This is a genomic window from Empedobacter sp. UBA2044 (assembly GCF_002333005.1).
GTDB classification, from domain to species: domain Bacteria; phylum Bacteroidota; class Bacteroidia; order Flavobacteriales; family Weeksellaceae; genus Empedobacter; species Empedobacter falsenii_B.
This window is the reverse complement of record NZ_DDBA01000023.1, coordinates 1-25,139: the sequence shown is the minus strand read 5'-3', so window position 1 is coordinate 25,139 and position 25,139 is coordinate 1. Positions and strand designations below refer to the sequence as shown.

Annotated in this window: 22 protein-coding genes; 14 read left to right on the top strand and 8 right to left on the bottom strand. The window is 30.3% G+C overall.

Annotated elements, in window-relative coordinates; all coding sequences use genetic code 11:
* The 4 genes from B4E59_RS03585 to B4E59_RS03570 form a co-directional block, all read right to left on the bottom strand.
* Nucleotides 1-711, bottom strand: a complete 711-nt coding sequence (locus B4E59_RS03585) for an O-antigen ligase family protein (RefSeq protein ID WP_185144112.1) — start codon at nt 709-711, stop codon at nt 1-3.
* 538 nt (nt 712-1,249) lie between these two features.
* A complete protein-coding gene (locus B4E59_RS03580) occupies nt 1,250-2,311 on the bottom strand; it encodes a hypothetical protein (RefSeq protein WP_280035024.1) in 1,062 nt (353 codons plus the stop codon).
* Between the two features lies 1 nt (nt 2,312).
* Entirely contained in the window at nt 2,313-3,617 is a 1,305-nt protein-coding gene (locus B4E59_RS03575) for an MATE family efflux transporter (RefSeq protein WP_291051324.1), read from the bottom strand.
* Complete coding sequence (locus B4E59_RS03570) at nt 3,610-4,581, bottom strand: hypothetical protein (protein WP_125349122.1); 972 nt, start codon at nt 4,579-4,581, stop codon at nt 3,610-3,612. The genes B4E59_RS03575 and B4E59_RS03570 overlap by 8 nt, the downstream gene beginning before the upstream one ends.
* Before the next feature lie 151 nt (nt 4,582-4,732).
* Between B4E59_RS03570 and B4E59_RS03565 the strand changes: the two genes are divergently transcribed.
* The 9 genes from B4E59_RS03565 to B4E59_RS03525 all read left to right on the top strand — a co-directional run bounded on the left by B4E59_RS03565 (nt 4,733) and on the right by B4E59_RS03525 (nt 15,005).
* A complete protein-coding gene (locus B4E59_RS03565; protein ID WP_038336222.1) occupies nt 4,733-5,329 on the top strand; it encodes a thymidine kinase in 597 nt (198 codons plus the stop codon).
* Nucleotides 5,316-7,781: a bifunctional UDP-N-acetylmuramoyl-tripeptide:D-alanyl-D-alanine ligase/alanine racemase gene (locus B4E59_RS03560; RefSeq protein WP_291051321.1), complete on the top strand. Its 2,466-nt coding sequence runs from the start codon at nt 5,316-5,318 to the stop codon at nt 7,779-7,781. Before B4E59_RS03565 ends, B4E59_RS03560 begins: the two co-directional genes overlap by 14 nt.
* 57 nt (nt 7,782-7,838) lie before the next feature.
* A complete protein-coding gene (locus B4E59_RS03555; protein WP_221854021.1) occupies nt 7,839-8,117 on the top strand; it encodes a DUF7683 domain-containing protein in 279 nt (92 codons plus the stop codon).
* 101 nt (nt 8,118-8,218) lie between these two features.
* A complete protein-coding gene (locus B4E59_RS03550; RefSeq protein ID WP_291047378.1) occupies nt 8,219-10,384 on the top strand; it encodes a patatin-like phospholipase family protein in 2,166 nt (721 codons plus the stop codon).
* 4 nt (nt 10,385-10,388) lie between these two features.
* Nucleotides 10,389-10,814, top strand: coding sequence for an rRNA maturation RNase YbeY (gene ybeY, locus B4E59_RS03545; protein WP_219034096.1), 426 nt, complete (start codon nt 10,389-10,391; stop codon nt 10,812-10,814).
* A 54-nt stretch (nt 10,815-10,868) separates the two neighbouring features.
* Nucleotides 10,869-12,740: a tRNA uridine-5-carboxymethylaminomethyl(34) synthesis enzyme MnmG gene (gene mnmG / locus B4E59_RS03540; protein WP_286495677.1), complete on the top strand. Its 1,872-nt coding sequence runs from the start codon at nt 10,869-10,871 to the stop codon at nt 12,738-12,740.
* Between the two features lies 1 nt (nt 12,741).
* Nucleotides 12,742-13,635 carry a class I SAM-dependent methyltransferase gene (locus B4E59_RS03535; RefSeq protein WP_291051317.1) on the top strand — a complete coding sequence of 298 codons (894 nt, stop codon included), beginning with the start codon at nt 12,742-12,744 and terminating at the stop codon, nt 13,633-13,635.
* Nucleotides 13,636-13,761: 126 nt separating this feature from the next.
* Entirely contained in the window at nt 13,762-14,277 is a 516-nt protein-coding gene (locus B4E59_RS03530; protein ID WP_286495675.1) for a lipocalin family protein, read from the top strand.
* A 26-nt stretch (nt 14,278-14,303) separates the two neighbouring features.
* The gene (locus tag B4E59_RS03525; RefSeq protein ID WP_221854015.1) at nt 14,304-15,005 is read left to right on the top strand and encodes a YiaD family glycine zipper/OmpA-like lipoprotein; all 702 of its coding nucleotides are present in this window, start codon (nt 14,304-14,306) and stop codon (nt 15,003-15,005) included.
* Nucleotides 15,006-15,075: 70 nt separating this feature from the next.
* Here B4E59_RS03525 and B4E59_RS03520 read toward each other — a convergent pair whose 3' ends face one another.
* The 4 genes from B4E59_RS03520 to B4E59_RS03505 all read right to left on the bottom strand — a co-directional run bounded on the left by B4E59_RS03520 (nt 15,076) and on the right by B4E59_RS03505 (nt 19,355).
* Entirely contained in the window at nt 15,076-16,167 is a 1,092-nt protein-coding gene (locus B4E59_RS03520; RefSeq protein ID WP_221854014.1) for a hypothetical protein, read from the bottom strand.
* A gap of 154 nt (nt 16,168-16,321) precedes the next feature.
* Complete coding sequence (locus B4E59_RS03515; RefSeq protein ID WP_114998600.1) at nt 16,322-17,035, bottom strand: pirin family protein; 714 nt, start codon at nt 17,033-17,035, stop codon at nt 16,322-16,324.
* A 338-nt stretch (nt 17,036-17,373) separates the two neighbouring features.
* Nucleotides 17,374-18,327: a 2-hydroxyacid dehydrogenase gene (locus B4E59_RS03510; RefSeq protein ID WP_291051310.1), complete on the bottom strand. Its 954-nt coding sequence runs from the start codon at nt 18,325-18,327 to the stop codon at nt 17,374-17,376.
* A gap of 155 nt (nt 18,328-18,482) precedes the next feature.
* Nucleotides 18,483-19,355 (bottom strand): diacylglycerol/lipid kinase family protein, encoded by an 873-nt coding sequence (locus B4E59_RS03505; protein WP_291051307.1) that lies wholly within the window; start codon nt 19,353-19,355, stop codon nt 18,483-18,485.
* A gap of 111 nt (nt 19,356-19,466) precedes the next feature.
* Between B4E59_RS03505 and B4E59_RS03500 the strand changes: the two genes are divergently transcribed.
* The 5 genes from B4E59_RS03500 to B4E59_RS03480 all read left to right on the top strand — a co-directional run bounded on the left by B4E59_RS03500 (nt 19,467) and on the right by B4E59_RS03480 (nt 25,051).
* Entirely contained in the window at nt 19,467-19,895 is a 429-nt protein-coding gene (locus tag B4E59_RS03500; RefSeq protein ID WP_125349112.1) for a SufE family protein, read from the top strand.
* A 29-nt stretch (nt 19,896-19,924) separates the two neighbouring features.
* Nucleotides 19,925-21,775: a monovalent cation:proton antiporter-2 (CPA2) family protein gene (locus tag B4E59_RS03495; RefSeq protein WP_291051305.1), complete on the top strand. Its 1,851-nt coding sequence runs from the start codon at nt 19,925-19,927 to the stop codon at nt 21,773-21,775.
* The gene (locus B4E59_RS03490; protein ID WP_219034136.1) at nt 21,756-22,760 is read left to right on the top strand and encodes a glycosyltransferase family 9 protein; all 1,005 of its coding nucleotides are present in this window, start codon (nt 21,756-21,758) and stop codon (nt 22,758-22,760) included. The genes B4E59_RS03495 and B4E59_RS03490 overlap by 20 nt, the downstream gene beginning before the upstream one ends.
* Before the next feature lie 57 nt (nt 22,761-22,817).
* The gene (locus tag B4E59_RS03485) at nt 22,818-23,870 is read left to right on the top strand and encodes an alkaline phosphatase family protein (protein ID WP_291051302.1); all 1,053 of its coding nucleotides are present in this window, start codon (nt 22,818-22,820) and stop codon (nt 23,868-23,870) included.
* Nucleotides 23,871-24,331: 461 nt separating this feature from the next.
* Nucleotides 24,332-25,051, top strand: a complete 720-nt coding sequence (locus tag B4E59_RS03480; protein WP_291051299.1) for a GLPGLI family protein — start codon at nt 24,332-24,334, stop codon at nt 25,049-25,051.
* Nucleotides 25,052-25,139: the final 88 nt, after the last annotated feature.

Below are 25,139 nucleotides of genomic sequence, written 5' to 3'. Positions count from 1 at the left end.
TTATTTTTTAAAGGTTGAAATACTACTAAACAATGAATAAAATAATCCGCTAAAAACAATTCCATCAAATCGAATTAAAAAATCATCCGTTAAATTCGAAATAAAGAACAACGTTCCAAAACAAATAAATAGTGATTTGAAATTAAGTAAATCTATGCTTTTATAAAACGGAAAAAATATATAAATACAACAAACTATAAAGCCTATAACTCCAAATTTTATTGAGAAATCTAAGAATTGATTATGAACTGGAAATTCGTACTTAGCTAAGAAATGTTGATTTGTCTTTTTATAATAATCAAAAAGTTCTTTTTTACCCATCTCTGCTCCTGTTCCAAAAGGTAAATTTTCTTTTGCGACTTCTACAGATGCTTTCCAAATAGAGACTCTTGTCACCAAAGCATTAAACACTACAATTTCTGGATTTTTAATTTCATCTAGCTTTCCAACTTTATCCATATGTATAAAAGTAACCGAAGAGTATTTCTCGTACATATAAGGATTAAGTTTAACAAAACCTCCTATTATTGTGGTAGTTATCATTAACCCTGCGAATAAACCAATCATTGTTTTCTTTAATGAAAATATAGAAATAAGTTCTCTTACCAAAATAATAACAACGCAAATAATAACAGCTAATAACGTGACACGAGTATTGACAATTAGGACTAAACAAAAGGAAAGGAAAAATAGAATGATGTTAAAAAACATTCTATAAAATTGTTTATTTACAATTGATTGAATCAAAAAATAAAAATGAACTACACTCAAAAATCCAACCTGTAAATTAAGTAATGGTGCATGCGAGCCTAATGAAATTGCAAATTGATAACCAATTTCTATCAAATCAATTCCATTAATATATTTCGTTATTTTCTCAGGAAAAATTAAAACAAATCTTACTAAAAACCCTAATAAGATAACGAGAAACCAAATCCTATATTGATTTAAAATAAAATTGATATTTAAGTTTTTATTCGTTAATACAAAAAGTGGAAAAATAATTAATGTCAATAATTTTTCTACAGATTTGAATCCTCCTGAAATTGTATCATTATTGAAAAAAAACAGTAAACTAATTAATAACGGAGAACTTATGATTAGAATATCTTTAAAATGTTTTTTTTCAATAATGATAAACTTATAATGAAGTAAATTAAACACTAAAAAAAGTATAATAATAGGTGTACAAATACTCCTAAAAACAATTGTACATGCAATTAGTATGATCAATAACTGATTAATTTGATTATACTTTTTTAGAGAAACTATCATAGTAGAAAACGTAATAAAACAATGGTAAAATTCCAATTTTGTGTCTAACTGCTGAACCTAAATCTGGCTCAAAAACACTTTGGATTGCTAGATAAGAAAACAGAAAATAAAATATCCATAATATTCTATTATTCTTTATCGGATCTTTTATGGCCCACGAAAAACGAACTATAAAAATTATTGTAAATAAAATCTGCCAAATAATAAATAGAAAAATTCGAGGTGATAATAAATGCTTATATTCTACAATTGGGAAATTAACTGATAAAAAACTATAAAAAGTATTCACTAACTCTGCTAATAATCCTGTAGGTTCTAATGGAGGAATTATCATAGAGTTTGCATCTTCAGAGCCTTGTCTAACTTCATTTACAGAATTTCTTGCTAAATCAGAAAAAAATTCTCCCTTTGCTAAATAATGTAACGCTGAAAATAGAATTATTACTAATACACTTATTATTATTATTCCGAATGTCCTGTTTGTATACTTTATTTTCGAAATAAAGTATAATAAAATAGATATAACAGGTATTAATGCAAAATAAGACCTGAAGAATATTCCAAATATTATTAATATTAAAAAAGAATATAAAAGTGATAAATCAAACCCTATTTTTTTAGATTGAAATAAGAAAACAATTTGTGAAATAAATAGAAATGTAATAAACTCTTTTGAAGGCATTGAGATAAAAATTCCTATCATCAAAAAAGCTAAGTAAACAATTATATTTTTTATAGTAAGGATATGAAAATCCTTTGGTACACCTATTTTGAATAAAATAATATAATAAAAAAACAACTGAAAAACACCTACTACATTAAAAGGTAATTTACCTAACTGAGTATATTTATAAAAAGACATTGTAAGCGGATAACTTCCTTTGAAACCTGCTTCATTATAATAATCAAAAACAATTGTATTAGCATCTATAAAGAACTTCTGTGGCAATACTTTCTCTCCTATCAATGCGATAAGAATTGACAATAAAAAAAGAAGTATAAATGTTAACTTATTTTTTTGTAGAGTAACTCTCATTTCAATTGATATAAATTTTTATTTTATCCTTTTGGTAAATATATATAACAGCACATAAGTTCCAAAAAAGAATTGTTAAAACATACGTTATAGACGCTCCTATTATTCCAAATTTAGGAATCAAAATTAAATTCAAGGAAAGATTAATTAGCAAAGCAATCAATAGAAAACTACGAAAAACTTTTGGTCTTCCTGTCATATTCAAGTAAGCAGCCGAACTTCCTAAACTTGAAATTAAAATTTGTCCAATAACAAGAATTAATAAAGCTGTTTTCGCTGCAATATATTCTGCTCCAAATATTGGTAAAATGTAATCAGAAAATAAAATAATTATTAAGCCTATTGTTACACTTAACAGAAAAATAAATCGACTCGAATGTCTTAAAACCTTCTTTAACTCGTCTAACTCATTCTTCAAATAAAGTTCAGCTATCTGTGGCGAAAGATTAACATTGATGCTTAAAATTACCATACTCAAAATTGCCATTATTTTTATTCCCAAAGCGTATAAAGCCACATCTGAACTCGAAAAATAGTTTCTCAAAATAATAATATCAATTGTAGAAAATAAATAAACTGCAAAGCTACTTATTCCCATTGGCAAAGAATAATCTATTATTTCGCGATAAGTTATTGATGAATAATTATGTTTTGATTTCGGAATTTTACTCAAAAGGACTAATACAAAAACTGAAGTAATAAGACCTAGAATTACAAAACCTAAAATATAATAAAAGACAATACTTTCCTCTTTTTCACTTCCATATAAAATGATTGCGCCAAAGATAACAGGAAAGAACTTGAATGTATTTCGAAATAATTCAGACCAAACAATTTGGTCAAGAGCTCTCAAAACCTCCGTATTAAAAAGAGTCCAAACATTAAAAAATAAAAACAATATACTATAAGATGTTATTTTATATGAGCTTTCCGAACCAAAAAAAGAATTAATAAAAGTTGAATCAAAAAAAATAAAAAAAATAAGTCCTATTATTAAACAAAAAAGAAAACTTAGAATTGATATTTTATAATACAATTTTTTTAGTTCATAAAATCTTTCTTCGCTTTTCAATCTTCCTGCGAAATATAAAATAGAGATATCTGTGCCGAACAAACAAATACTTCCTGATACGAGTAAAAACATACGAGTAAACTCGTAATCGCCCACCACAGAAGAATCAAAATTTCGATTAAAAAAAATAGTAAAACCAAATAACGTCAATACACCAATTCCTCTTAAAAAAAGTGTGATTAAACCTTGTTTAATTTCCTTGTTTTTGATAATATTTTTGCTCTTTTCAAGCATTTGTAATTTTTGTCTTTTGGTATAGATTATTGTACTTCGCATACAAATATTTGATATAAGACAAAAACAAGTAGAAACCAATCAAAAAAAGTGGTAAAATAACTACCATTTTTTCATATATCTTTTGGTGTATTTTATTGTTAAAAGATGTATTAACAGGATAAATAGTAGATTTATACTCAATTAACTTAGTATTAATATCAACTAATTTTTTCATATAATAATCTTTCATCTCAATTACATTAGATAATTGATCATAACTATTAATATTCAAATCTTTACCAACAACAGAAACACTTCCATTTCCTAAATTTTCTAGAATCTTATTAATTTGTTCAATACTCTTTTCTGCTTGTTGTTTAGCATTAGTTTGATTTTTAATTGCGAAAGCAGACCTTTGTTTATAATATGGTTTAGAATTAATAGTATTTAATAAAAAATCAATGATTTTTTGAGAATTCACCGATGAATTTGTTTTCAACGTGATTAAATGATATTTATAATTCTTTTTAAACTCTTCATTTTTCAAAATTTTAGATAAATCTTGTCCATTTGATGTTAATACTTTAAAAATTTCCAAATTATCCTTATCTGTAAGAATACTATTTATATTTTCTATAGATTCTATTCTTAAATCTACAACATCATTCAAAAAGTCATATTTAGATTTGTTCGAATTTAAGTTCGATTTAAAATTTTCTACTTCTGCATAAAGTAAATCAACACTTTCAAAATTAGGAACAACAACAACTTCTGTTTTAAAATTATTTTTTGATTTTTTATCAAAATAAACCCCAAGAGATATACCTAAAATGAACAAGATAATTACTATTATTTTGTTTCGAATAATAAAGTTGATTAATCGTAGGATTAAAAAACCTATTGATAGAAAAAAACCTTTAATTTTCTTCGCTAAAAAAACCAAATCAATTTCTTGATTATTATTTTCTTGTTGAGTTTCCATAAAATAAATAAGTGTTGTTGTTATAACATTAAAGTTTAGAACGCATTTATTTAACTTTTCTTATATCTCTATCTTCATTTAATTTTTTACTTCATTCAACTAATTTATTCCGTAAATTTGTTCTCATATTTTAATCTAAATTATTTGAACTATGTTCCTCGAAAATACCTTTAATCATAACAAAAAAAGTGGATGGATAGAAGTCATCTGTGGCTCAATGTTTTCTGGTAAAACCGAAGAACTTATACGCCGTCTAAAACGTGCCGAATTTGCCAAACAACGTGTCGAAATCTTCAAACCTACGATAGATACGCGTTATGCGGACCGCGAAGTCGTTTCACACAATCAAAATTCTATTACATCAACGCCAGTTGAGTATTCTTCAGCAATTTTATTATTGGCTGATGATTGCGATGTGGTAGGGATTGATGAAGCACAATTTTTTGATGAAGGAATTGTAGACGTAGCCAATCAATTGGCAAACGAAGGCAAACGCGTTATTGTTGCTGGTTTGGATATGGATTTCAAAGGTCGTCCTTTTGGTCCAATGCCCAATTTAATGGCGACTGCCGAGTATGTAACAAAAGTGCATGCAATCTGCGTTCGTACAGGAAATTTAGCCAATTATTCGCACCGAAAAATTGACAGTGATCGTCTTGTAGAACTTGGCGAAGTACTAGAATATGAACCATTAAGCCGAGTTGCTTTCTGGGAAGAACATAACAAACATAAAGTTGAAAACTTATAATCTAAATCAAATTGCAAGTATCATCAACGGTACTTTGATTGGAAATGGAGACGAAATCATCAATCAAATTTTCTTTGATTCGCGCATGATTGTCAATCCAATTCACGGAATTTTCTTTGCTTTTCACGGAAACCAAAAAGACGGACATTTGTTTTTGCAAGATGCTTATCAAAGAGGAATTCGAAATTTTGTCGTAGAAAAAGCGTTGACAAATTTGCCTCATGCAAATTTTATCGAGGTTGAAAATCCGCTACTTGCTTTGCAAAATTGGGCAAAAATTCATCGCAAACAATTTCATTTTCCTGTGATCGGAATTACCGGTTCCAATGGAAAAACGATTGTCAAAGAGTGGTTGAATCAATTGTTATGGAAAAAATTCTCGATTGTTCGTAGTCCAAAAAGTTACAATTCTCAATTTGGAGCAGCACTTTCTGTTTTGCAAATGGAAGAGAAAAACGATTTGGGTATTTTCGAAGCTGGAATTTCGATGCCAAATGAAATGCAAAATCTCGAAGAAATTATTCAACCAACAATAGGTGTGTTGACAAAAATCGGAGAAGCGCATTTAGAGAATTTTAAAAATCAAGATGAATTGATTCAGGAAAAACTGAAACTATTTTCTCATGTTGATAAATTAGTTTTCAATATCGAAAACGAAAAAGTTCATCAAGCTATTCTTGAAAACGCTCATTTAGCAAAAACAGATAAATATACTTACGGTTACTCCAATTCTGCCACTGTACAGATCAAGCAAATACAAAGTAATCAGACTAATACGCAAATTTCTATTTTACATAATCAACAAGAATTCACCTATTCGATTCCTTTTATCGATGATGCTTCGATTAAAAATAGTTTAATTTGCTTAACGACTTTAATTAGTTTAAATATTGATTATAAACAACTTAAAAACGAATTTAGTCAACTTCTACCAATCGAAATGCGTTTGGAAATTAAAGAAGCGATTAATCATTCAATTTTAATTAATGATACATTCAATTCTGATCTAAATTCATTAAAAATTGGTCTAAATGTGTTAAATCAACAACCACGCGACAAAAAATCGTTGGTGTTGACGGATATTTTACAAAGTAACTTATCTGACCACGATTTATATCAACAAGCAGCCAATTTAGTCAACCCTTATCATTTTGATGAGATAGTTTTAATTGGAGAAAAAATTTCTCAGTTCAAACATTTATTTGAATCCTATGTTCGTTCATTCAATTCGACTGAAGAATTCTTAGAGCAGTTCCGTCATCAAAACGTCGACAACGAAGCTATTTTATTAAAAGGCGCTCGTCCGTTCAAATTAGAAAAAATTTCGAGTGAATTAGAAACACGTTCCAACGATTCTGTTCTTGAAATTAATTTGCAACACCTGATCGAAAATATAAATGTGTACCGCTCATTGCTAAAACCTACCACAAAATTGATGTGCATGGTAAAAGCGAATAGTTATGGAACAGGAAGTTTTGAGGTAGCAAATACCTTACAAAATAACGGTGTCGATTTCTTAGGCGTTGCGATTGCAGATGAAGGAAAAGAATTGCGCGAAGCTGGAATTACCATTCCAATTATCGTCATGAACCCGGAACAAAGTAGTTACTCTACTGTTATCGATTATCAATTGGAACCAGAGATCTATAGTTTACGTGTTTTGAAATTATTCATTCAGAAACTACAAGAAAAACAAATTTCTTCACCTTATCCAATTCACCTAAAAATGGAAACAGGTATGAATCGTCTTGGTTTTCACGAAGATGATTTCGAAGAATTAATTGCAATTCTAAAAGATAATTCACATGTTTATGTTCGCTCAATTTTCACGCATTTAGCAACTGCAGATATGCCAGAGGAAGAAGAATATGCGAAATATCAATTAGAACGTTTTGATAATAGTTATGCGGCAATTACAACTGCTTTAAACATAAAACCAATCAAACATGCGTTAAATTCTCCTGGAATTGTAGCGTATGGAGAACATCAATATGACATGGTTCGTTTAGGAATCGGAATGTATGGCTACTCTGAATATACCGATTTTATGGAGAAATATTTGAAACCTGTTGTGCGTTTCAAAACGGTAATTTCTCAGATTTCAGAGATTGAAAAAGGCGAAACTGTAAGCTATGGTCGTCGTTTTACAGCGGAGCGTCATACCAAAATTGCAACCTTGCCTGTTGGTTATGCAGACGGAATTCGTCGTTCACTTGGTTACGGAAAAGGAAAAGTAGGTATCAACGGGCATTTGGCTACAATTACCGGAACCATTTGTATGGATATGATGATGGTTGATGTTACCGATATTCCATGTAAAGAAGGTGACGAAGTGACTATTTTTGGAAACTCGCCAACTTTAGCTAACGTTACCGAATGGTTAGGAACAATTCCTTATGAAGTCTTAACTTCGGTTTCCCAACGTATAAAACGCGTTTATTACAAAGAATAATTTATTGAAAAGAGTTACTGAATAGTAGCTCTTTTTTTGTAATTTTAAAAAAAATAAATGGATAAAATAATTAGATTAATTGAAGAGTATAATAATTCTGACGATTCTCTGAACAATGAATTCGAATTAGAAATAACATCTGAACAGATTCTTTTTTATTTAAATGATTTTATCTTAAATGAGGATGATTATCCAACAGAAATTTATGATTCATATCCACTTTCTGTTTCACAAATAGAAAAACTAAAGCCTTTTCTAAAACTAAATAAAGCTTTTTCTCCCAACTTTTCGAAGTTTTCATATTATTTAAGTTGTTATGAAAATAATGTAGAATAGTTAAACAATTCTACAACTTAGATTCAAAATTGCTATCTTTATTCCTCAATTTAGATCAATTTATGCGCAGTCTTTTTGCTTTCATTTTCATTATTTCAACCATGACCTTTGCACAAGAAACAAAGAATGATTCAACGCGTCTAAAAGTGGGTGTTGTATTGAGTGGTGGTGGCGCAAAAGGCTATGCACATGTTGGCGCTTTGAAGAAGATTGAAGAAGCGGGAATCAAAATTGATTACATCGGAGGAACAAGTATGGGCGCGATTATCGGTGGATTATATGCCGCTGGATATACACCTGACGAACTCGAGAAAATCATGCATCAATTGGATATTTCTTCATTGATTACGCAAAATAAAGATCGTGCAGAGATTCCTTTTTTCGAGAAAGCATACAAAGAAAAATACATCTTAGAATTACCTTTTGATAAGTTCAAATTAACGATTCCAAATGCCATTTCAAAAGGTCAAGGTCCGCTTGATTTATTGACCTATTTATTGCGTCCAGTTCATGATATTGATGATTTCAATAAACTTCCAACGCCTTTTGTTTGTATTGGAACTGATCTCGAAACTGGAGAAGAAAAAGTCTTTCGTTCAGGATTTTTACCTCGCGTTATTTTGGCTTCGGGCGCTTATCCAACCATGTTAGATCCTGTCACAATTGATGGTAAAATATATGTTGATGGCGGTGTTGTCAACAATTTCCCCGTGAAAGAAGTGAAAGATATGGGTGCTGATATTATTATCGGTGTAGAATTGGGTGATGGTTTACAAAAACGTGATGATCTAAATTCTGCTATTGATATTTTGAGTCAAATTATGACGATGAGTATCGTTAAAAAAACAGATGAACAGAAAAAACTAGTCGATTTATTGATTAAACCGGAGCTAAAAGAATATACAGTTACAAGTTTTGATGAAGTAGATTCTATTTATAATCGCGGACTTGTTGCTTCAGAAAAAGTGTATGATCAACTTAAAGAAATTGCAAAAAAACAGCATGCTTCGAACAGAACTCGAAACGAAATCAAACTTGATGATTATGTTTTGGTCAAAGAAATCGAGGTTGAAGGATTGAAAAATTTCAACACAAATTATATCGAAGGTAAGCTAAGAATTCGTACTCCTGAAATTATAAAATATGATGATTTAAAAGCTGGAATTTCGAAACTATATGCTTCTGGAAACTTCAATAATATCACGTATAAAATCTCAGAAATTAACGATGAAGAAAATTTATTAACGTTAAAAGTTCAAGAAAATAAGACCAAACAATCTATCCGATTTGGATTACATTACGATGATTTATTTAAAACAGGATTACTTTTAAACTTCACTTCAAAGAATTTATTTGTCAAAAACTCGGTGCTTTCTGCTGATGTTGTGGTTGGTGATTATGCGCGATATAACATCAATTTTTTCATTGATAATGGATATCTTCCAAGTATCGGCTTCAACTCTTTTTCACATTATTTTGATAAAGAAATTGATCTAAGAAACTTCTTTGGCCAGGATAATATCTACAAAAAAGTAAATTATAACTTTAGAGAATACATCAATCAAATCTACATTCAATCGACTATCAAAGAAAAATTTGCTATTGGCGTTGGATTAGAGCATCAATACACAAAAGTTTTCACGAATAATTTTATTGCTTCTAATGAGGAATTTCCAGCAAAATCCGAAGGTTATTATTGGAAAGCGTATGGATATATCAAAGCAGATAATCGAAATAATGCAAATTTTGCGCGTAGTGGTTTAAAATTTGATGGAAGTTTCAAGTATTTATTTGATTCTAATGTAACTGGGTTTGAAAATAACTATTTGTTAGAATCAAGTTTAGAGGCAAATTTTCCGTTAAATAATTTCCTAAGTTACAGATTTACTGCTAACTTTGGAACCTTTTTCAACGATAATGTAACAATGCCTCAGAAGTTTTATATCGGAGGTTATGTTGAACAAGATTTTTTCAATTACACTAAGTTTTATGGGCTTCCCTTTGGCTCTGCAATTGGCGACAATCAATTGCTTTTTGGCTCTCATATTCAAGCTCGAATTTTGAAAAATCATTACACAAGTCTATTTATGAATATAGCAAATATCACAGATAGATTTGAGCAATTGAGTTTAACAGATTACAAATATCTTGGGTACGGCATTACCTATGGCTACGATAGTCCATTAGGTCCTTTAAATTTTATTTGGAGTTATTCGCCTTACACAAAAAAAGGATTATTTAATTTAAGTTTAGGTTACTGGTTTTAGAACAATGATAGAATTATTTTACGAAACAGATTTTGAGCTAAAAGATGCTCAAACTTGGATAGATTGGATCGTAGAGAGTATGAAGAATGAAAGGAAAACAATAGAAGATTTAAACTATATTTTCTGTGATGATGAATACTTACTTCAAATTAATCGACAATATTTAGAACACGATTATTACACAGATGTTATTGGTTTCGATAATTCTATTGAAGATAAATTGATGGGTGATATTTTTATTAGCGTCGAACGAATCAAAGATAATGCTGAGCAAAATAATGTTTCTTTTGAAAACGAATTAGCTCGCGTTGTTATCCATGGGATATTACATTTTGCTGGTTATATGGACAAAGAACCAGATGACAAAGAATTAATGACTGCTAAAGAAAATCAATATTTAGAAACGTTTAGTAGCTATCTAAATCAATAATGTTCCACGTGGAACATTTATTATTTTAACAAGAAAAATAAGTTTACAAATCAAATGATATTTCAATCAGAATATGATGTAATTGTAGTTGGTGGTGGTCACGCAGGTGCAGAAGCAACAGCGGCAGCAGCCAATTTAGGAGCAAAAACGCTTCTTGTGACAATGAACTTACAAACAATCGGACAAATGTCTTGTAATCCTGCTATGGGTGGAATTGCGAAAGGACAAATTGTTCGCGAGATTGACGCTTTAGGTGGATACTCTGGTATTATCACTGACAAAACAGCGATTCAATTCAAGATGTTGAATCAATCAAAAGGTCCAGCAATGTGGTCTCCACGTGCGCAATCAGACCGTATGCGTTTTGCAGAAGAATGGCGTTTATCTTTAGAGAGAACAGAGAATGTTGACTTCTTTCAAGATATGGTGAAAAATTTAATCATCGAAAATGGTAAAGTTTGCGGAGTAATTACAGCCATGGGAATGAAAATTCGTTCTAAGTCTGTTGTACTTACAAATGGTACTTTCTTGAATGGTTTAATTCATATTGGAGAAAAACAATTTGGAGGTGGACGCATGGGAGAATCTGCTGCTTTCGGAATTACGGAACAATTAGTTGATTTAGGTTTCGAAGCTGGACGAATGAAAACAGGTACTCCTCCACGTGTAGATGGTCGTTCTATCGATTATACGAAAATGGTGGAGCAACCAGGTGATGAAAATCCTTCAAAATTCTCATATACAAATACACAAAAATTAACAAAACAACGTTCTTGTTGGATTACTTATACGAATCAAGAAGTTCATGATTTATTGCGTGAAGGCTTTGATCGTTCTCCAATGTTTAACGGAACAATTAAATCGACAGGACCAAGATATTGTCCATCTATCGAAGATAAAATTAATCGTTTTGCAGACAAAGATCGTCATCAGATTTTTGCTGAACCGGAAGGTTGGCACACGATGGAATTCTACATAAATGGATTCTCAACATCTTTGCCAGATGATATTCAAGCAAGAGCTTTACGTTCTGTTCCTGGTTTTGAAAATGCAAAAATTTTACGTCCAGGTTACGCCATCGAATACGATTATTTTCCACCAACACAGTTAAAACATACGCTAGAAACTAAGTTAATTGATAACTTATATTGCGCTGGTCAAATTAACGGAACAACAGGTTATGAAGAAGCTGCTTCTCAAGGTTTGATGGCGGGTATAAATGCTGTGTTAAAAATTCAAGGAAAAGATCCATTTATCTTAAATCGTAACGAAGCTTATATAGGAGTTTTAATCGACGATTTGATAACAAAAGGTACAGAAGAACCTTATCGTATGTTTACGTCTCGTGCAGAATATCGTATCTTATTGAGACAAGATAATGCGGATGAACGTTTGACAAGAAAAAGTTTTGAACTAGGCTTAGCCTCAGAAGATCGTTTGAGAAGAATGGAAGAAAAATTTGACAAAGCTGAAAAGCTTGTTAATTATTTCGAAGAAAATTCAATCAAACCACAAGAGATAAATGATGTAATTGAAGAACGAGAAGGAACACCTTTAAAACAACCAAACAAAATGATTTCGGTTATTTCTCGTCCTGAATTAAAGCTTTCTGATTTCACAAAATTAGATCGAGTAAAAGAGTTTATTGAAACGAATGAATACGATCAAGAAGAATTAGAACAAACAGAAATTCAGATCAAATACAAAGGTTATATTAAGAAAGAACAACAGAATGCTGATAAATTGCATCGTTTGGAAAATCTAAAAATTCCGGCTGACATCGATTATCATGTCTTTGGTTCGATGTCGATAGAAGCTCGTCAAAAATTAACAAAAATAAAACCTGCAACGGTAGCACAAGCATCAAGAATTAGTGGTGTATCACCAGCAGATATTAGTGTATTATTAATTTACATGGGAAGATAATATGGAAAATGTTCCACGTGAAACATCTAAAGAAAATCCTTCAAAAGAAGGATTTTCTGGTATTAAGAAATTAGATTTAAAAGATTATTTTTTAACAGGAGAAAAATTCGAAATATACGAAGATTCAGAAACTGAAGTTTTGTATACTCTCCCCCAACCTATCGAAAATTTGGGAAAGTATTACGAAAGTAAAAATTACATTTCCCATACCGATGGAAAGAAATCTATTTTCGAACGTTTTTATCAAATGGCAAAATCAATCAATCTAAATAATAAATTAGAATTGATTAATAAAATTGGCAATGGTAAAAAGATTCTAGATTATGGTTGCGGCGTTGGAGATTTTTTAGAGCATCTACAAAAAAATGGTTACGATGTTTTGGGAATGGAGCCAAATGATTCGGCAAGACGAATTGCTCAATCAAAAGTAGGAATCGAAAAAGTTACTTCTACAGAATTAGAACAGAATACAGAAAAGTATGATGTGATTACCTTGTGGCATGTTTTAGAACACATTCCTAATCTTAAAGAAATAATTACAGAACTAAAGAAACATTTAACAAAAAGTGGTATCTTAGTAATAGCTGTTCCAAACCACCAATCGTATGATGCTAAATATTATGGTGAACATTGGGCAGCTTATGATGTACCTCGTCATTTATGGCATTTCACAGAAACCAGCATGCGAAAGTTATTTAGCAACTTTGGTATGAAAATTGAATCTATCCACCCGATGAAATTAGATTCATTTTATGTGAGTCTACTATCTGAAAAATATAAAGGTAATAAGTTAGGTTTTATCAATGCACTTAGAATTGGTTTGAAGTCTAATACTCAAGCTAAAAAAACAGGTCAATATTCTTCTTTAATCTATATTATTAAAGCTGAAAATTAAAATAAGCGTTTTTAAAGAATGATTATCTAATAAGATGTATTAGAAGTCGTTTTTTTTCTAAAACTTTATTAAATCTAATTTATAGAAGCCGTTTTTTAAGATTAATAATAGATAAAATAAATAGCTATGAAAAAAAGTATTTTATTATTTGGGATATGCGCTTCAGCATTTTTAACTTCTTGTGCATCTACAACCGTTGCAAAACAAGAAATACAAACAGGTAAAGAAGTGAGAGGTGCATGGACTTTGACAAATGTAGACTACCAAGGTTTAACAACAAACGAGGTACAAGGTAATGTAAAAGTTACTGATGCAGTTGCGAAAGTTTTTGACACAGCAAACCCAGAATGTTATGAAGGTTCTACATGGAACTTAGTTCAAAACAACAAAAAAGGAACATATACATTTAATAACGCTGGCGGAGATTGCCCTTCAGGAACAACAAATATTATTTGGGATTTACAACAAGATGGTTCTACAACTTACTTTATCTTCAAAGATGTTACAGGAATCAAAGCGAAACAAAATACAGCAGGATATAAAATGCGTGTAGATTATGTTGATGCAAATTCGATGAAATTGGTACAAGATATCAATGCAAATGGAAAAATTGCACAAGTGATTTATAACTTCGTACGTTAATCAACAATTTAAAAAACTTAGAAATTATGAAAAAAATAAATACTAAAATAGCTGCAATTGTATTAGGAGGATCATTTATTATGTCTTCTTGTACAGCTGTACAAAATGCAAACAATACACAAAAAGGTGCTGGTATTGGTGCTGTTGCTGGTGGTGTTATTGGAGGAATCTTAGGTAATAATATCGGTAAAGGTGGTAACACTGCTTTAGGTGCTGTAATTGGAGCTGCTGTAGGTGGAGCTGCTGGTGGTGTTATTGGTAACAATATGGATAAACAAGCGCAAAAAATTGAGCAAGTTTTACCAGGTGCAGAAGTCGTAAGAACTGAAGAAGGGATTAACTTAATTTTAGATGAAAACTCTAAAGTTACTTTTGATTATAACAAAGCTTCTTTAACTGCTGTTGCTAAATCTAACTTAGATAAATTAGTAGAAGTTTTCAACGAATATCCTGATACAGATTTATTAATTGTTGGCCATACTGATAACGTAGGTTCTCAAAATTATAACTTACCATTATCTCAAAAACGCGCACAGTCTGTAAAAGATTATTTAGTTTCTAAAGGTATTGCTTCTTCTCGTTTAACATCGAAAGGAAAAGGTTTAGAGGAACCAATTGCTGATAATACAACTGCAGAAGGACGTGCTCAAAACCGTCGTGTAGAGATTGCAATTACTGCAAACGCAAAAATGAAAGCGGACGCTGCTAAAGAAGCAAACGGACAATAATTCATTTCAATATAAAACAAGAAAAGCGTTCAGATTTTGAACGCTTTTTTTATGTTTAATACGTTTACGATTATTTAAAATTAACCACAAACCATTTATTATTAATCTTTTCTAAAGTCACTTGATATGTCTTAGAAGATTGGTCTTTTAAATTTGCATTCACTTCAACTAATGCAACTTTTTCGTCTGCATCTAACACTTTTGCATCATTAATTGTTGCTTGCTCTAAATTCTTAATTGATTCATCAGAAGAAAATTTTTGGAAAGTATTCCATTCACCACTTCTTGTCAACGCAAAAGCACCAGAATAATTTTTCTTTGATAAATTTGTCATAAAACGATTCGAAAGAGATTTTACCATTCCAGCTTCTTTACTTACATGTGCAGGCGTACTTTCAACCAAAAGAGAATCTACAACCTCAGCAGCACCAACTAAATTCAACGGAACTTTTACCGCTTTACGATTCGTTAAATATCGTTCAGAATTCGGAATTCGAACCAAAATATCTAATCGATCACTCTTAATTTTAGAAGCATCTAATGACGAATATTTAATATTAATTGTATTTTTTCTGTACAAATCATCCATAGAATTTGGATCAATTGTAGAACGAAATGTGTACACAATACTACCTGAATTAAACACTTCTATCGTTGCCGTTACAGCTTTATCCAACTGAATTTCCTCTCCTTGCGCATTGTAGAAAAAAGGAGAAATTGAGATTCCACTATCATCTTGTTTTAAACTAAAATCGAAACGTTGTACATTAGAAGTCGGTTCAGCAGGCGTTTCTACAGTTTCAATTGCACCTGATTTTGGAATTCCATTCACCAAAGGAACTTGATTTCTATTCCATGTAAATTTATTTTGTAACGCGACTTTTTCAGCAATATCAAAAACCTCATCTACTGTTTTTCCATCTAACAACGTACGCACAATTCCCCAACGCGATTCATTATCCATTGATTGACTTGTGTTATACTCGAAAATAATCTGTAAAGCTTCCTTAAATTTATCTTGTTGCATAACAGGCAAAGCCTTCGAAATTTTGTCTACCGTTTCACTAAAAGTTTGCGCAGATGTAGAATCAATTTCAATGTTATCATTTTTACAACTGATAATCATTAAAGCGAAAGAAGCAATGATGAATAAACGTTTCATATAGTATAGATTAATACGTTTTGAGTTAAAGTTTTATAAGCAGTAAATATACTAAATACTTGTGTTGATAATGGTATTTTTTTAACAAAAAAAAAGCAAATTCCATTTCTGAAATCTGCTCTATATATAAAACAACTAAAACTTGAAAAAAATTCTAAATATCCATAGGAACTTCGATTAACATCAAGCGAGAATCTTTTGCTACATTAAACGAAAACTCGTTTGTATCTTTAATCTCGATGACATCTCTTCGTCCTAATTTGTTTCCATCAAATTCAACTTCTCCTTCCACAACCATAAAGAAAACACCATTTCCTTCTTTTTGTACTTTGTATGTTTCTTGTTTATCTTCTGTATAATTTCCTAAAAAAATCCATGCATCTTGATGAATCCAAACTCCTTGATCATCTGCATTTGGAGAAAGAACTTGATATAATTCATTTTCTTTTGCTACTTCACGAACAGAAATTTGTTGATAACGAGGCTCAACATTCATTTTATTTGGAATAATCCAAATCTGAAAAAAATGTCCTTCTTGGTTTTCATAAGCATTCATTTCACTATGAAAAACTCCCGTACCAGCGCTCATTACTTGTACATCCCCAGACTCAATTACAGAACCAGTTCCCATTGAATCTTCGTGAGAAATTCCTCCTTTTGTAGGAATTGTAATAATCTCCATATTATCATGAGGATGTTTTCCAAATCCCATTCCTCCGGTAATTATATCATCATTTACGACACGCAAAGCTCCAAAATGAATACGAGCTGGATCGTAATAATTTGCAAAACTGTAAGAATGTTTAGAGTCTAACCACCCATGATTTCCTCCACCTCTTGATTCTGATTTAAATATTTGGTAATTCATAGTAATTTATTTTTATACAAATTTAGGGTGCAAAAAAAACTTATCTATTGACATGTGATAAGTTATCAATTAACACACCTAGAAGATGAATAAAACTTTTTTTAAATTATTAACAAAATGTTAAAAATAATTTATATTTTAGCATTCAGTTAACACATGAGACATATATATGCTATCAATTTCAGGCGAATCAACATTTAATGTTATACTTTGGATTCTACTCCAAATCGTTCTTGTTATTATAGTAGCAGTTATTTTGTATAAAGTTTACAAAAAACTTACAAAATGAAAAAAGGTTCCGAAGTTTCGGAACCTTTTTAGTTTATATCAATTAATCATTACTGATTATTCTTCCAATCAATTATTTTATCACGAATAAACTCTGCTAATTTCACTTTACTTTGATGCGTCCAACCTGCAATATGTGGCGCCAAAACAACATTATCCGCTTGGATTAAATACTGAAATTCTTCTGGTAAATCAGATGCAACTAATTTCTCAAAACTCGATTTTTCAAATTCTAAAACATCTAAAGCTACTCCTAAAATTTTTCCTGTTTTCATTGCTTCAACCAAATCTTTTGTCACAACAGATTTACCACGCGCTGTATTCACAAAATAAAATGTTTTTTTAAAGTTAGAAATAAATTCTGCATTAATCATTTGCATCGTTTCTGGTGTTTGCGGCGTATGTAAACTTACAACATCAGCTTGTTCAAAAATTTCTTCTAACGAAACTTGCTTCGCAAATTCATTTCCTTTATTTGGCAAAATATCATAACAAATCACATTAACTTCAAAACCCTGCAAACGTCTCGCAAAAGCATTTCCCATATTTCCATAACCAATAATTCCAACCGTTTTTCCCTTCAATTCATCACCACGATTTTCTTCACGTTTCCAAATTCCATTACGAACTTCGTTATCAGCTCTGCGCAAATGATGCATCAACATCAACAACATACCAATCGCATGTTCACCAACAGAATCTCGGTTTCCTTCGGGAGAATTGAATAAAACAATGTTATGATCAGCTGCAAACTCTTCGTCAATATTCTCCAAGCCTGCCCCTACTCTACCGATAAACTTTAAATTCGTTGCTTTTGCTAAAAAATCTTTATCAATTGGAAATCTACTCCTTACAATCATTCCATCATATTCATTAATCTTTTGTTCGATGATCTCTTTGGGTGAATTGTAATCTTCATCAACAATAAAACCAGCTTCGCGAAGTCCATTATTCAAACATTCATGATTAGAATCGATTGCTAAAATTTTATAAGGCTTATTCATTGCAAAAATTTTATTCAAAGTTACAACGAATGCAAGTATTATTATAAAATTGAAGATAAAAATGGTTACAAACAAATCGTTTACAACTCAGTTAATAACATTTTAATTTATTGAAAATGTATGATTTATATTGTTAATTAAATAATAATTGAAGTTTAAAAAATGATTTTTAAACCATTTGGTATGACCTTAACTTTTACTTGAAGTGAATCGGTATTATGAATCTCTCCATCAAGTTGATACGTAATCGGATTATTATCTAAACTTTCAATCTTGAATTTTTTCACTTTTCGATACTTTGCTTTGTCTAATAAATCAATTTTCTTGGCTAAAACCAATACCGAAAAATAAAATTGTTCGAAAACATCTAAATCTTCAATCATCAATAAATCCAATTCTCCATCAGACAAATCAGCTTTCGGTGTAAAAGAGATTCCATAACCAGCAATGTTAGAATTAGAGCAGAATAGATAATAAAAATTTTTTTCAATAATTACATCATCAATATAAAGGCGAAACAATTTAGATTTATAATTCAACAACGTTTTCACAGATGCATCAACATAACCAGTAATCGTACGTTTTTGATTTTCTTCATATGTTTTGATAACTTCTGCGTCAATCCCAAAACCTAAATTGCTAAAAAAATAGTTATCCTCTACTCTACCAACATCAATCGTATGAACAATATGGTTTTTGATAATTTCGATTGCCTTGTTAATATCTTTCGGAATATTAAGATTTGTAGCCAAACCATTTCCAGATCCGGCAGGAATTATTCCCAACGGAATATTTTTTTTCACCAAAGCACTCGCCACTTCATTGATTGTCCCATCACCACCGCACGCAACAATAACATCTGAATTTTCTGCAATCGCCTCCTTCACCAATTCTTTTGCATGAAATTGATAAACGGTTTCTTTCAAAACGATTTCGTCTGAAGAATCAAATTTTGATTGTAAAAAATCGAGCGAAATATCGTGTTTTGCGTTTCCAGAATTAGGATTAACAATGAAAGTGTACTTCATTTTTTGGGAATTGAAATTTATCAAAACACAAAAATAAGAAATCTAAAAGAATCAAGCTATTTAACGTCTTTTTTTGAGGAAAAACTATCAAAAACTTTCTAACTTTGTCATATGAAAATTAAAGAAATTCAAAACGAAATAGTAGATGAATTCTCATTTTTTGACGATTGGGAACAACGCTACGAATATTTGATCGAGTTAGGAAAAAGCTTAAATACTTTGCCTGAAGAAGCAAAAACAGATGATAAAATCATAAAAGGTTGTCAATCTTCTGTTTGGTTAGATGCAGAATTGGATGGTAATACAATCGAATTTAAAGCTGATTCTAATGCTATTTTACCAAAAGGAATTGCCGCATTATTGGTGAGAATGTATAATCATCAAACGCCAAAAGATATTTTAGAATCGGATACAGATTTTATCAACGAAATTGGTTTATCAGAATTTTTATCACCAACTCGTGCAAATGGATTATTAGCGATGATAAAACAATTCAAATTTTATGCGATTGCATTTCAATCAAAACAAAATAATAGTTAGACACATCATCTAATCAACCTTATAAAATAATGAACGACTTTTTAGGCCAAGCATTTATTTTTCTATTTTCCGCTGTAATCTGCGTTCCTATTTCCAAAAAATTAGGAATGGGTTCGGTTTTGGGATATTTAATTGCCGGTGTTTTAATTGGACCTTATGTGCTAAAATTTGTTGGCAATGACGGTACAGACATTATGCACGCCACTGAATTTGGTGTAGTTATGATGCTTTTTTTGGTCGGATTAGAACTTGATCCAAAGGAATTCTGGAAGATGAAAAATAAAATCATCAACCTTGGTGGAATGCAAGTTTTGGGAACAATAATTATTGCAACTTTAGTCGGAATATTTGCCTTGAAAATGGATTTTTCTTTGGCTCTCTCTATAGCTTTTGCAATAACCATGTCTTCAACAGCCATTATTATGCAAACGCTTAGCGAAAAAGGATTGACCAAAACAAACATAGGTAAATCAACTTTTTCAGTTTTGTTGTTTCAAGATATTATGGTAATTCCAATCTTAGCAATTATTCCACTTTTAGTTGGAGATTCCTTGATTCAGTCCATTGGAGATGATTCTAAAAGTTTGTTAGTTGGTGGACCAGCGTTCATGAAAACCTTGGTTATTCTTGGTGCAATTACATTTATTTATGTGATTGCAAAATACATTATTACACCTTATTTCAAGTATGTTGGACAATTACAAGTTCGAGAAATTTACACCGCTTCTGCCCTACTTTTAGTCATTGGAGTTTCAATTTTGATGCAAAAAGTTGGAATTTCTCCTGCCTTGGGAGCATTTATTGCTGGTGTTGTTTTGGCGAATAACGAATATAAACATCAATTAGAAAGTGACATTGAGCCATTCAAATCATTATTATTAGGAATCTTTTTTATTGCGGTTGGATCAACGATTAACTTCAAATTAATTGCAGATAAACCTTTTATGATTCTTGGATTAACATTTGGAATAATGTTAATAAAATCATTGGTTTTATGGTTTATTGGAATCAAACATAAATTTGATTTTGATCAGAAATGGTTGTTCATTTTGCTTTTATCACAAGTCGGAGAATTTGCTTTCGTTATCTTATCATTGACTCGAAATTTAGATATTCTAAACAAAGAATGGTACGATTTGATGTTAGCTACAACAGCGATAACAATGGTAATAACACCATTACTTTTAGTCTTAAATGAAAAATTAATTCTAAAATATTTTGGTGTAAAAACAAAAGTAAAAACAATCATTGAAAACGATAAAATAAATCCACATTCAGCAGAAGGTGAAATAATTATTGCTGGTTTTGGTGATTTTGGAAACACAATTAGTCGTGTCTTGAAAAGCACTGGAATAAAATCGATTGTTTTGGATAATGATAGCGAGCGTGTAGAGAAAATGCGCAAGCAGGGTTTTAATGTTTTCTATGGTGATGCAACAAATGTTAACTTACTAAAATCGGCTGGTGCTGAACATGCAAAATATTTTGTAGCTGCTTTGGATCCGCCAGAAATTAATCAAAAATTAGTTTATATTGTTCGTAAAAACTTTCCGAATTTAGAAATTATTGTTCGTGCAAAAAATCGTAGTTATGCGTATAATTATTTGAAAGATGGTATAGACGAAGTTTATCGAGAAAACTTTTTCTCATCTGTTTACGTTGGTAGACAAATCCTTATAAAATATGGTTTTTCACCTGAAGAAGCGTCTAAAATTGGGGAAATTTTCATAAAAAGTGACCGAAAATCGTTGCGTAAAATTGCAAAACATGCCGAAAATTCTGATCAATATTTTCAAGCATCTAAGGAAGAGTTTGAAAAGCAAATGAAAATGGTTGCAAAAGAAATTAACAATAGGAATAATGGAGAAAACGAATCATAAAAAACTATTAGTTTTACGTTTTTCTGCTTTGGGGGATGTTACAATGATTGCTCCTGTTTTACAAGAGTTTATTGAACAAAATCCTAACATCGAAGTTTATGTTGCTTCGCGCCCTTTTATGGGAAATATTTTCAAGCAATTTCCTCAAATCAAATTTATTTCGGTTGATTTGAACAAAGACTACAAAAGCTTTTTTAGCTTGTTCAAATTATACAAAGAATTAAAACAATATAATTTTGATTATGTAGCTGATTTTCACAACGTAATCCGATCAAAAGTCATTACAACTCTATTCAAACTTAACGGAACAGAAACGGCTACTTTAGATAAAGGTCGTGAGGAGAAAAAAGCTTTAGTCAATCAAAAAAATCGCGTTTTTAAGCAATTAAAATTAACAACTGAGCGCTATGCTGATGTTTTGCGTCAATTTAGTTTTAACGTCAATTTAAAGCATAAAATCGAACCAAAATCGATTAAAGAATCTAAATCAATTGGAATTGCGCCTTTTGCAGCCTTTACAAGTAAAATGTATCCCATCGAAAAGATGAAAATCGTTGCGAAGAAATTAGCTGAAAATGGGTACAAAATTTATTTATTTGGCGGTGGAAAAATTGAAATTGATGAATTAAAAACGTGGGAAAGTTTTAATCCTAACATCAAATCTTTAGCTGGAACAATCTCTTTTGAAGAAGAATTACAAGCAATTGCTAAATTAGAAGTAATGATTTCTATGGATAGCGCAAACATGCATTTAGCTTCGTTGATGGGAACACGCACAATTTCTATTTGGGGTGGAACGCATCCATTTGCTGGATTTTTAGGTTATGGTCAATCTATGAATGATGTGATACAAGACGAAACGATGAAAATTCGTCCAACTTCTATCTTTGGAAAAGATCCAAAAAAGTTTCAAAATTATGATTATTTTCAAAATTTGAGTGCCGAAGATATTTATGAACAAATCGTCGATAAATTAGAAAAATAATACTTTTAAAAGCATCATATCGATGCTTTTCCTATTTTTATAAGAAATTATAATCACATGAAGTATACATTTCTTATTCTTGCCTTATTCTCAAATTTTTTATTTGCTCAAGAACCGAAAGTTATTTTGGTTACGCTGGATGGTGTTCGTTGGAAAGAAGTTTTCCGAGGAGTTGAAAAATCAATTTTAAATGATAAAAAATACAACTCACTTATTGTTCAAACTAATGAAAAATATTGGACAGAAGATTCTATAAAACGTCGCGAATTATTGATGCCATTTACGTGGAAAACGATTAAAGACAAAGGAGTTATTTTAGGAAATCGTGATGAACAAAACTTTGTTACTTTGACCAACAAAAGATTATGGTCTTATCCTGGATACAACGAAATTATTACAGGAAAAGCTGATGATGAGCGAATTAAAAATAACAAAGATATTCCGAATCCTAATGTTTCAGTTTTTGAAATTGCAAATCAACAAAAGAATTTAAACAATAAGGTAATGGCTTTTGGAAGCTGGAGAATGTATACAAATATTTTCAATCAAGAACGTTCTAAATTGTTTGTAAATGCTGGATATCAAGATAGTTTTAATCAAAACAAATCTGAACGAGAATTGCTTATCGAACGTTTTCAATTAGAAACACCAAAACAATGGTGGGCAACTAGATTTGATATTTTTACGCACGAATTTGCGTTAGAAGCGATGAAAAATCAAAAGCCAAAATTACTTTTTATTGGTTATGGAGAAGCTGATGATTACGGACATGATGAAGATTACGATCAATATATTACTTCAATAAATCGCAATGATAGAATGATTGAGGAATTATGGAATTATGTACAAAGCGATCCATTCTATAAAGATCAAACAACTATTATTGTAACAACTGATCACGGACGTGGAAATGGAAGACAATGGCCAGAACATTATGATGAAATTCCTGGATCAGACGAAGGTTTTATTTTGATGATTGGAAATGGGATTAATCCTAAAAAATTCAAACAGAAACAAACTTATCTCAATCAAATTGCCTCTACAATTGCTGATTTGATGAAAGTAAAAACATGGAATTATAAGGATTCTGGGAAGTCGTTATTGAAGTAAGATTTGTCTGCTTTGGATATGCAGTTTAAAACGATAAAATATGCCTTTCAGAGCATTCCTAACTGTAAAATTATTTATTCAAAACGGCACTACTTTAGAATCAATAATTTAACCCATTTCAAAAAGGTGTATAATATTAATTATGTTAAGTTATTCAGAAGTGATTGATATTTTTAAACTCTGAAGAGCCTTTTTTTCTTTTACAAATTCTTCCATTGTAATGTACTTTTTTCTGTGTCATCAAGAGTGAAAAATAAATAATTTTACTATTTCTAATCTCTAAGTTTTCATACTATATTTTTATACCATTGATAATTGTAAAAATTAATAGTAATTTTTATACAAGTTTAATAAGATAACATACATATTATATTAAAAAAAATAAACAAATTTGCTGATCCTAATAATATATTTATTCAAATATACTTTTATATTAGTCTTCTATAATTAAATCAGAATTTATGAAAACAACACTTTCAATAATATATCTTTTATTTTTTACTACAATTTTCTGTCAAGAAAAATTAAAAATTGAATATGAATTCAGAAATGAGTTTGATTTTGAAAAAACTACAAATCAAATAAGTAGAGAAATATATAAAAATAGTAACGACAATAGGCTATATTTTGAGTTGATTACTTCTAAAAACGAATCTACTTTTAATAAAATTGATCGAGTAGACAATTCGCAAAATAAAAGTGGAACATCAATAAGTTTTGTGAGCGGACCAGGAGGATTTTATTATAAAAATCTGAAAGAGAAGTATTCCCTTTCAGAAATAAATTATAATAACAAGAATCTACTTATTTATGATTCTATTAAACAAATGAAATGGATTATTAAAAAAGAATATACAAAAATTTTAGGATTCGATGTAAAGAAAGCTACCCTTCAAGAGTCAGAAAATACATTTATTGAAGCTTGGTATGCGCCTAAGCTTGAATTTAAAAATGGTCCAACAAATTATGATGGTTTACCTGGAGTCATTTTAAAATTAACTATGATTAATAAAGATGGGAGTCAAGAAAATAAACAAATTTATTCAGCAATAAAAGTCAATGTGAGTGATAGATTTAAAATCTCTAAACCAACAAAGGGAAAACAGTTAAATCAAAATGATTTTGAAAAAATGATTCAAGAAGACAATATAGATTTTAATGAAACATTTTTACAAAAATAAAAAGGGTTAGACTATAAAAAAATAAAACCTAATCAAAGTCTATTTTTATACTTACACACTTTAAGAGAGACACTGTCCAAAATTTTGT

Coding starts and splice junctions, on each gene's coding strand:
- B4E59_RS03585 (WP_185144112.1), bottom strand. CDS start 711: ATGTTTTTTAACATCATTCTATTTTTCCTTTCCTTTTGTTTAGTCCTA.
- B4E59_RS03580 (WP_280035024.1), bottom strand. CDS start 2,311: ATGAGAGTTACTCTACAAAAAAATAAGTTAACATTTATACTTCTTTTT.
- B4E59_RS03575 (WP_291051324.1), bottom strand. CDS start 3,617: ATGCTTGAAAAGAGCAAAAATATTATCAAAAACAAGGAAATTAAACAA.
- B4E59_RS03570 (WP_125349122.1), bottom strand. CDS start 4,581: ATGGAAACTCAACAAGAAAATAATAATCAAGAAATTGATTTGGTTTTT.
- B4E59_RS03565 (WP_038336222.1), top strand. CDS start 4,733: ATGTTCCTCGAAAATACCTTTAATCATAACAAAAAAAGTGGATGGATA.
- B4E59_RS03555 (WP_221854021.1), top strand. CDS start 7,839: ATGGATAAAATAATTAGATTAATTGAAGAGTATAATAATTCTGACGAT.
- B4E59_RS03550 (WP_291047378.1), top strand. CDS start 8,219: ATGACCTTTGCACAAGAAACAAAGAATGATTCAACGCGTCTAAAAGTG.
- ybeY (WP_219034096.1), top strand. CDS start 10,389: ATGATAGAATTATTTTACGAAACAGATTTTGAGCTAAAAGATGCTCAA.
- mnmG (WP_286495677.1), top strand. CDS start 10,869: ATGATATTTCAATCAGAATATGATGTAATTGTAGTTGGTGGTGGTCAC.
- B4E59_RS03535 (WP_291051317.1), top strand. CDS start 12,742: ATGGAAAATGTTCCACGTGAAACATCTAAAGAAAATCCTTCAAAAGAA.
- B4E59_RS03530 (WP_286495675.1), top strand. CDS start 13,762: ATGAAAAAAAGTATTTTATTATTTGGGATATGCGCTTCAGCATTTTTA.
- B4E59_RS03525 (WP_221854015.1), top strand. CDS start 14,304: ATGAAAAAAATAAATACTAAAATAGCTGCAATTGTATTAGGAGGATCA.
- B4E59_RS03520 (WP_221854014.1), bottom strand. CDS start 16,167: ATGAAACGTTTATTCATCATTGCTTCTTTCGCTTTAATGATTATCAGT.
- B4E59_RS03515 (WP_114998600.1), bottom strand. CDS start 17,035: ATGAATTACCAAATATTTAAATCAGAATCAAGAGGTGGAGGAAATCAT.
- B4E59_RS03510 (WP_291051310.1), bottom strand. CDS start 18,327: ATGAATAAGCCTTATAAAATTTTAGCAATCGATTCTAATCATGAATGT.
- B4E59_RS03505 (WP_291051307.1), bottom strand. CDS start 19,355: ATGAAGTACACTTTCATTGTTAATCCTAATTCTGGAAACGCAAAACAC.
- B4E59_RS03500 (WP_125349112.1), top strand. CDS start 19,467: ATGAAAATTAAAGAAATTCAAAACGAAATAGTAGATGAATTCTCATTT.
- B4E59_RS03495 (WP_291051305.1), top strand. CDS start 19,925: ATGAACGACTTTTTAGGCCAAGCATTTATTTTTCTATTTTCCGCTGTA.
- B4E59_RS03490 (WP_219034136.1), top strand. CDS start 21,756: ATGGAGAAAACGAATCATAAAAAACTATTAGTTTTACGTTTTTCTGCT.
- B4E59_RS03485 (WP_291051302.1), top strand. CDS start 22,818: ATGAAGTATACATTTCTTATTCTTGCCTTATTCTCAAATTTTTTATTT.
- B4E59_RS03480 (WP_291051299.1), top strand. CDS start 24,332: ATGAAAACAACACTTTCAATAATATATCTTTTATTTTTTACTACAATT.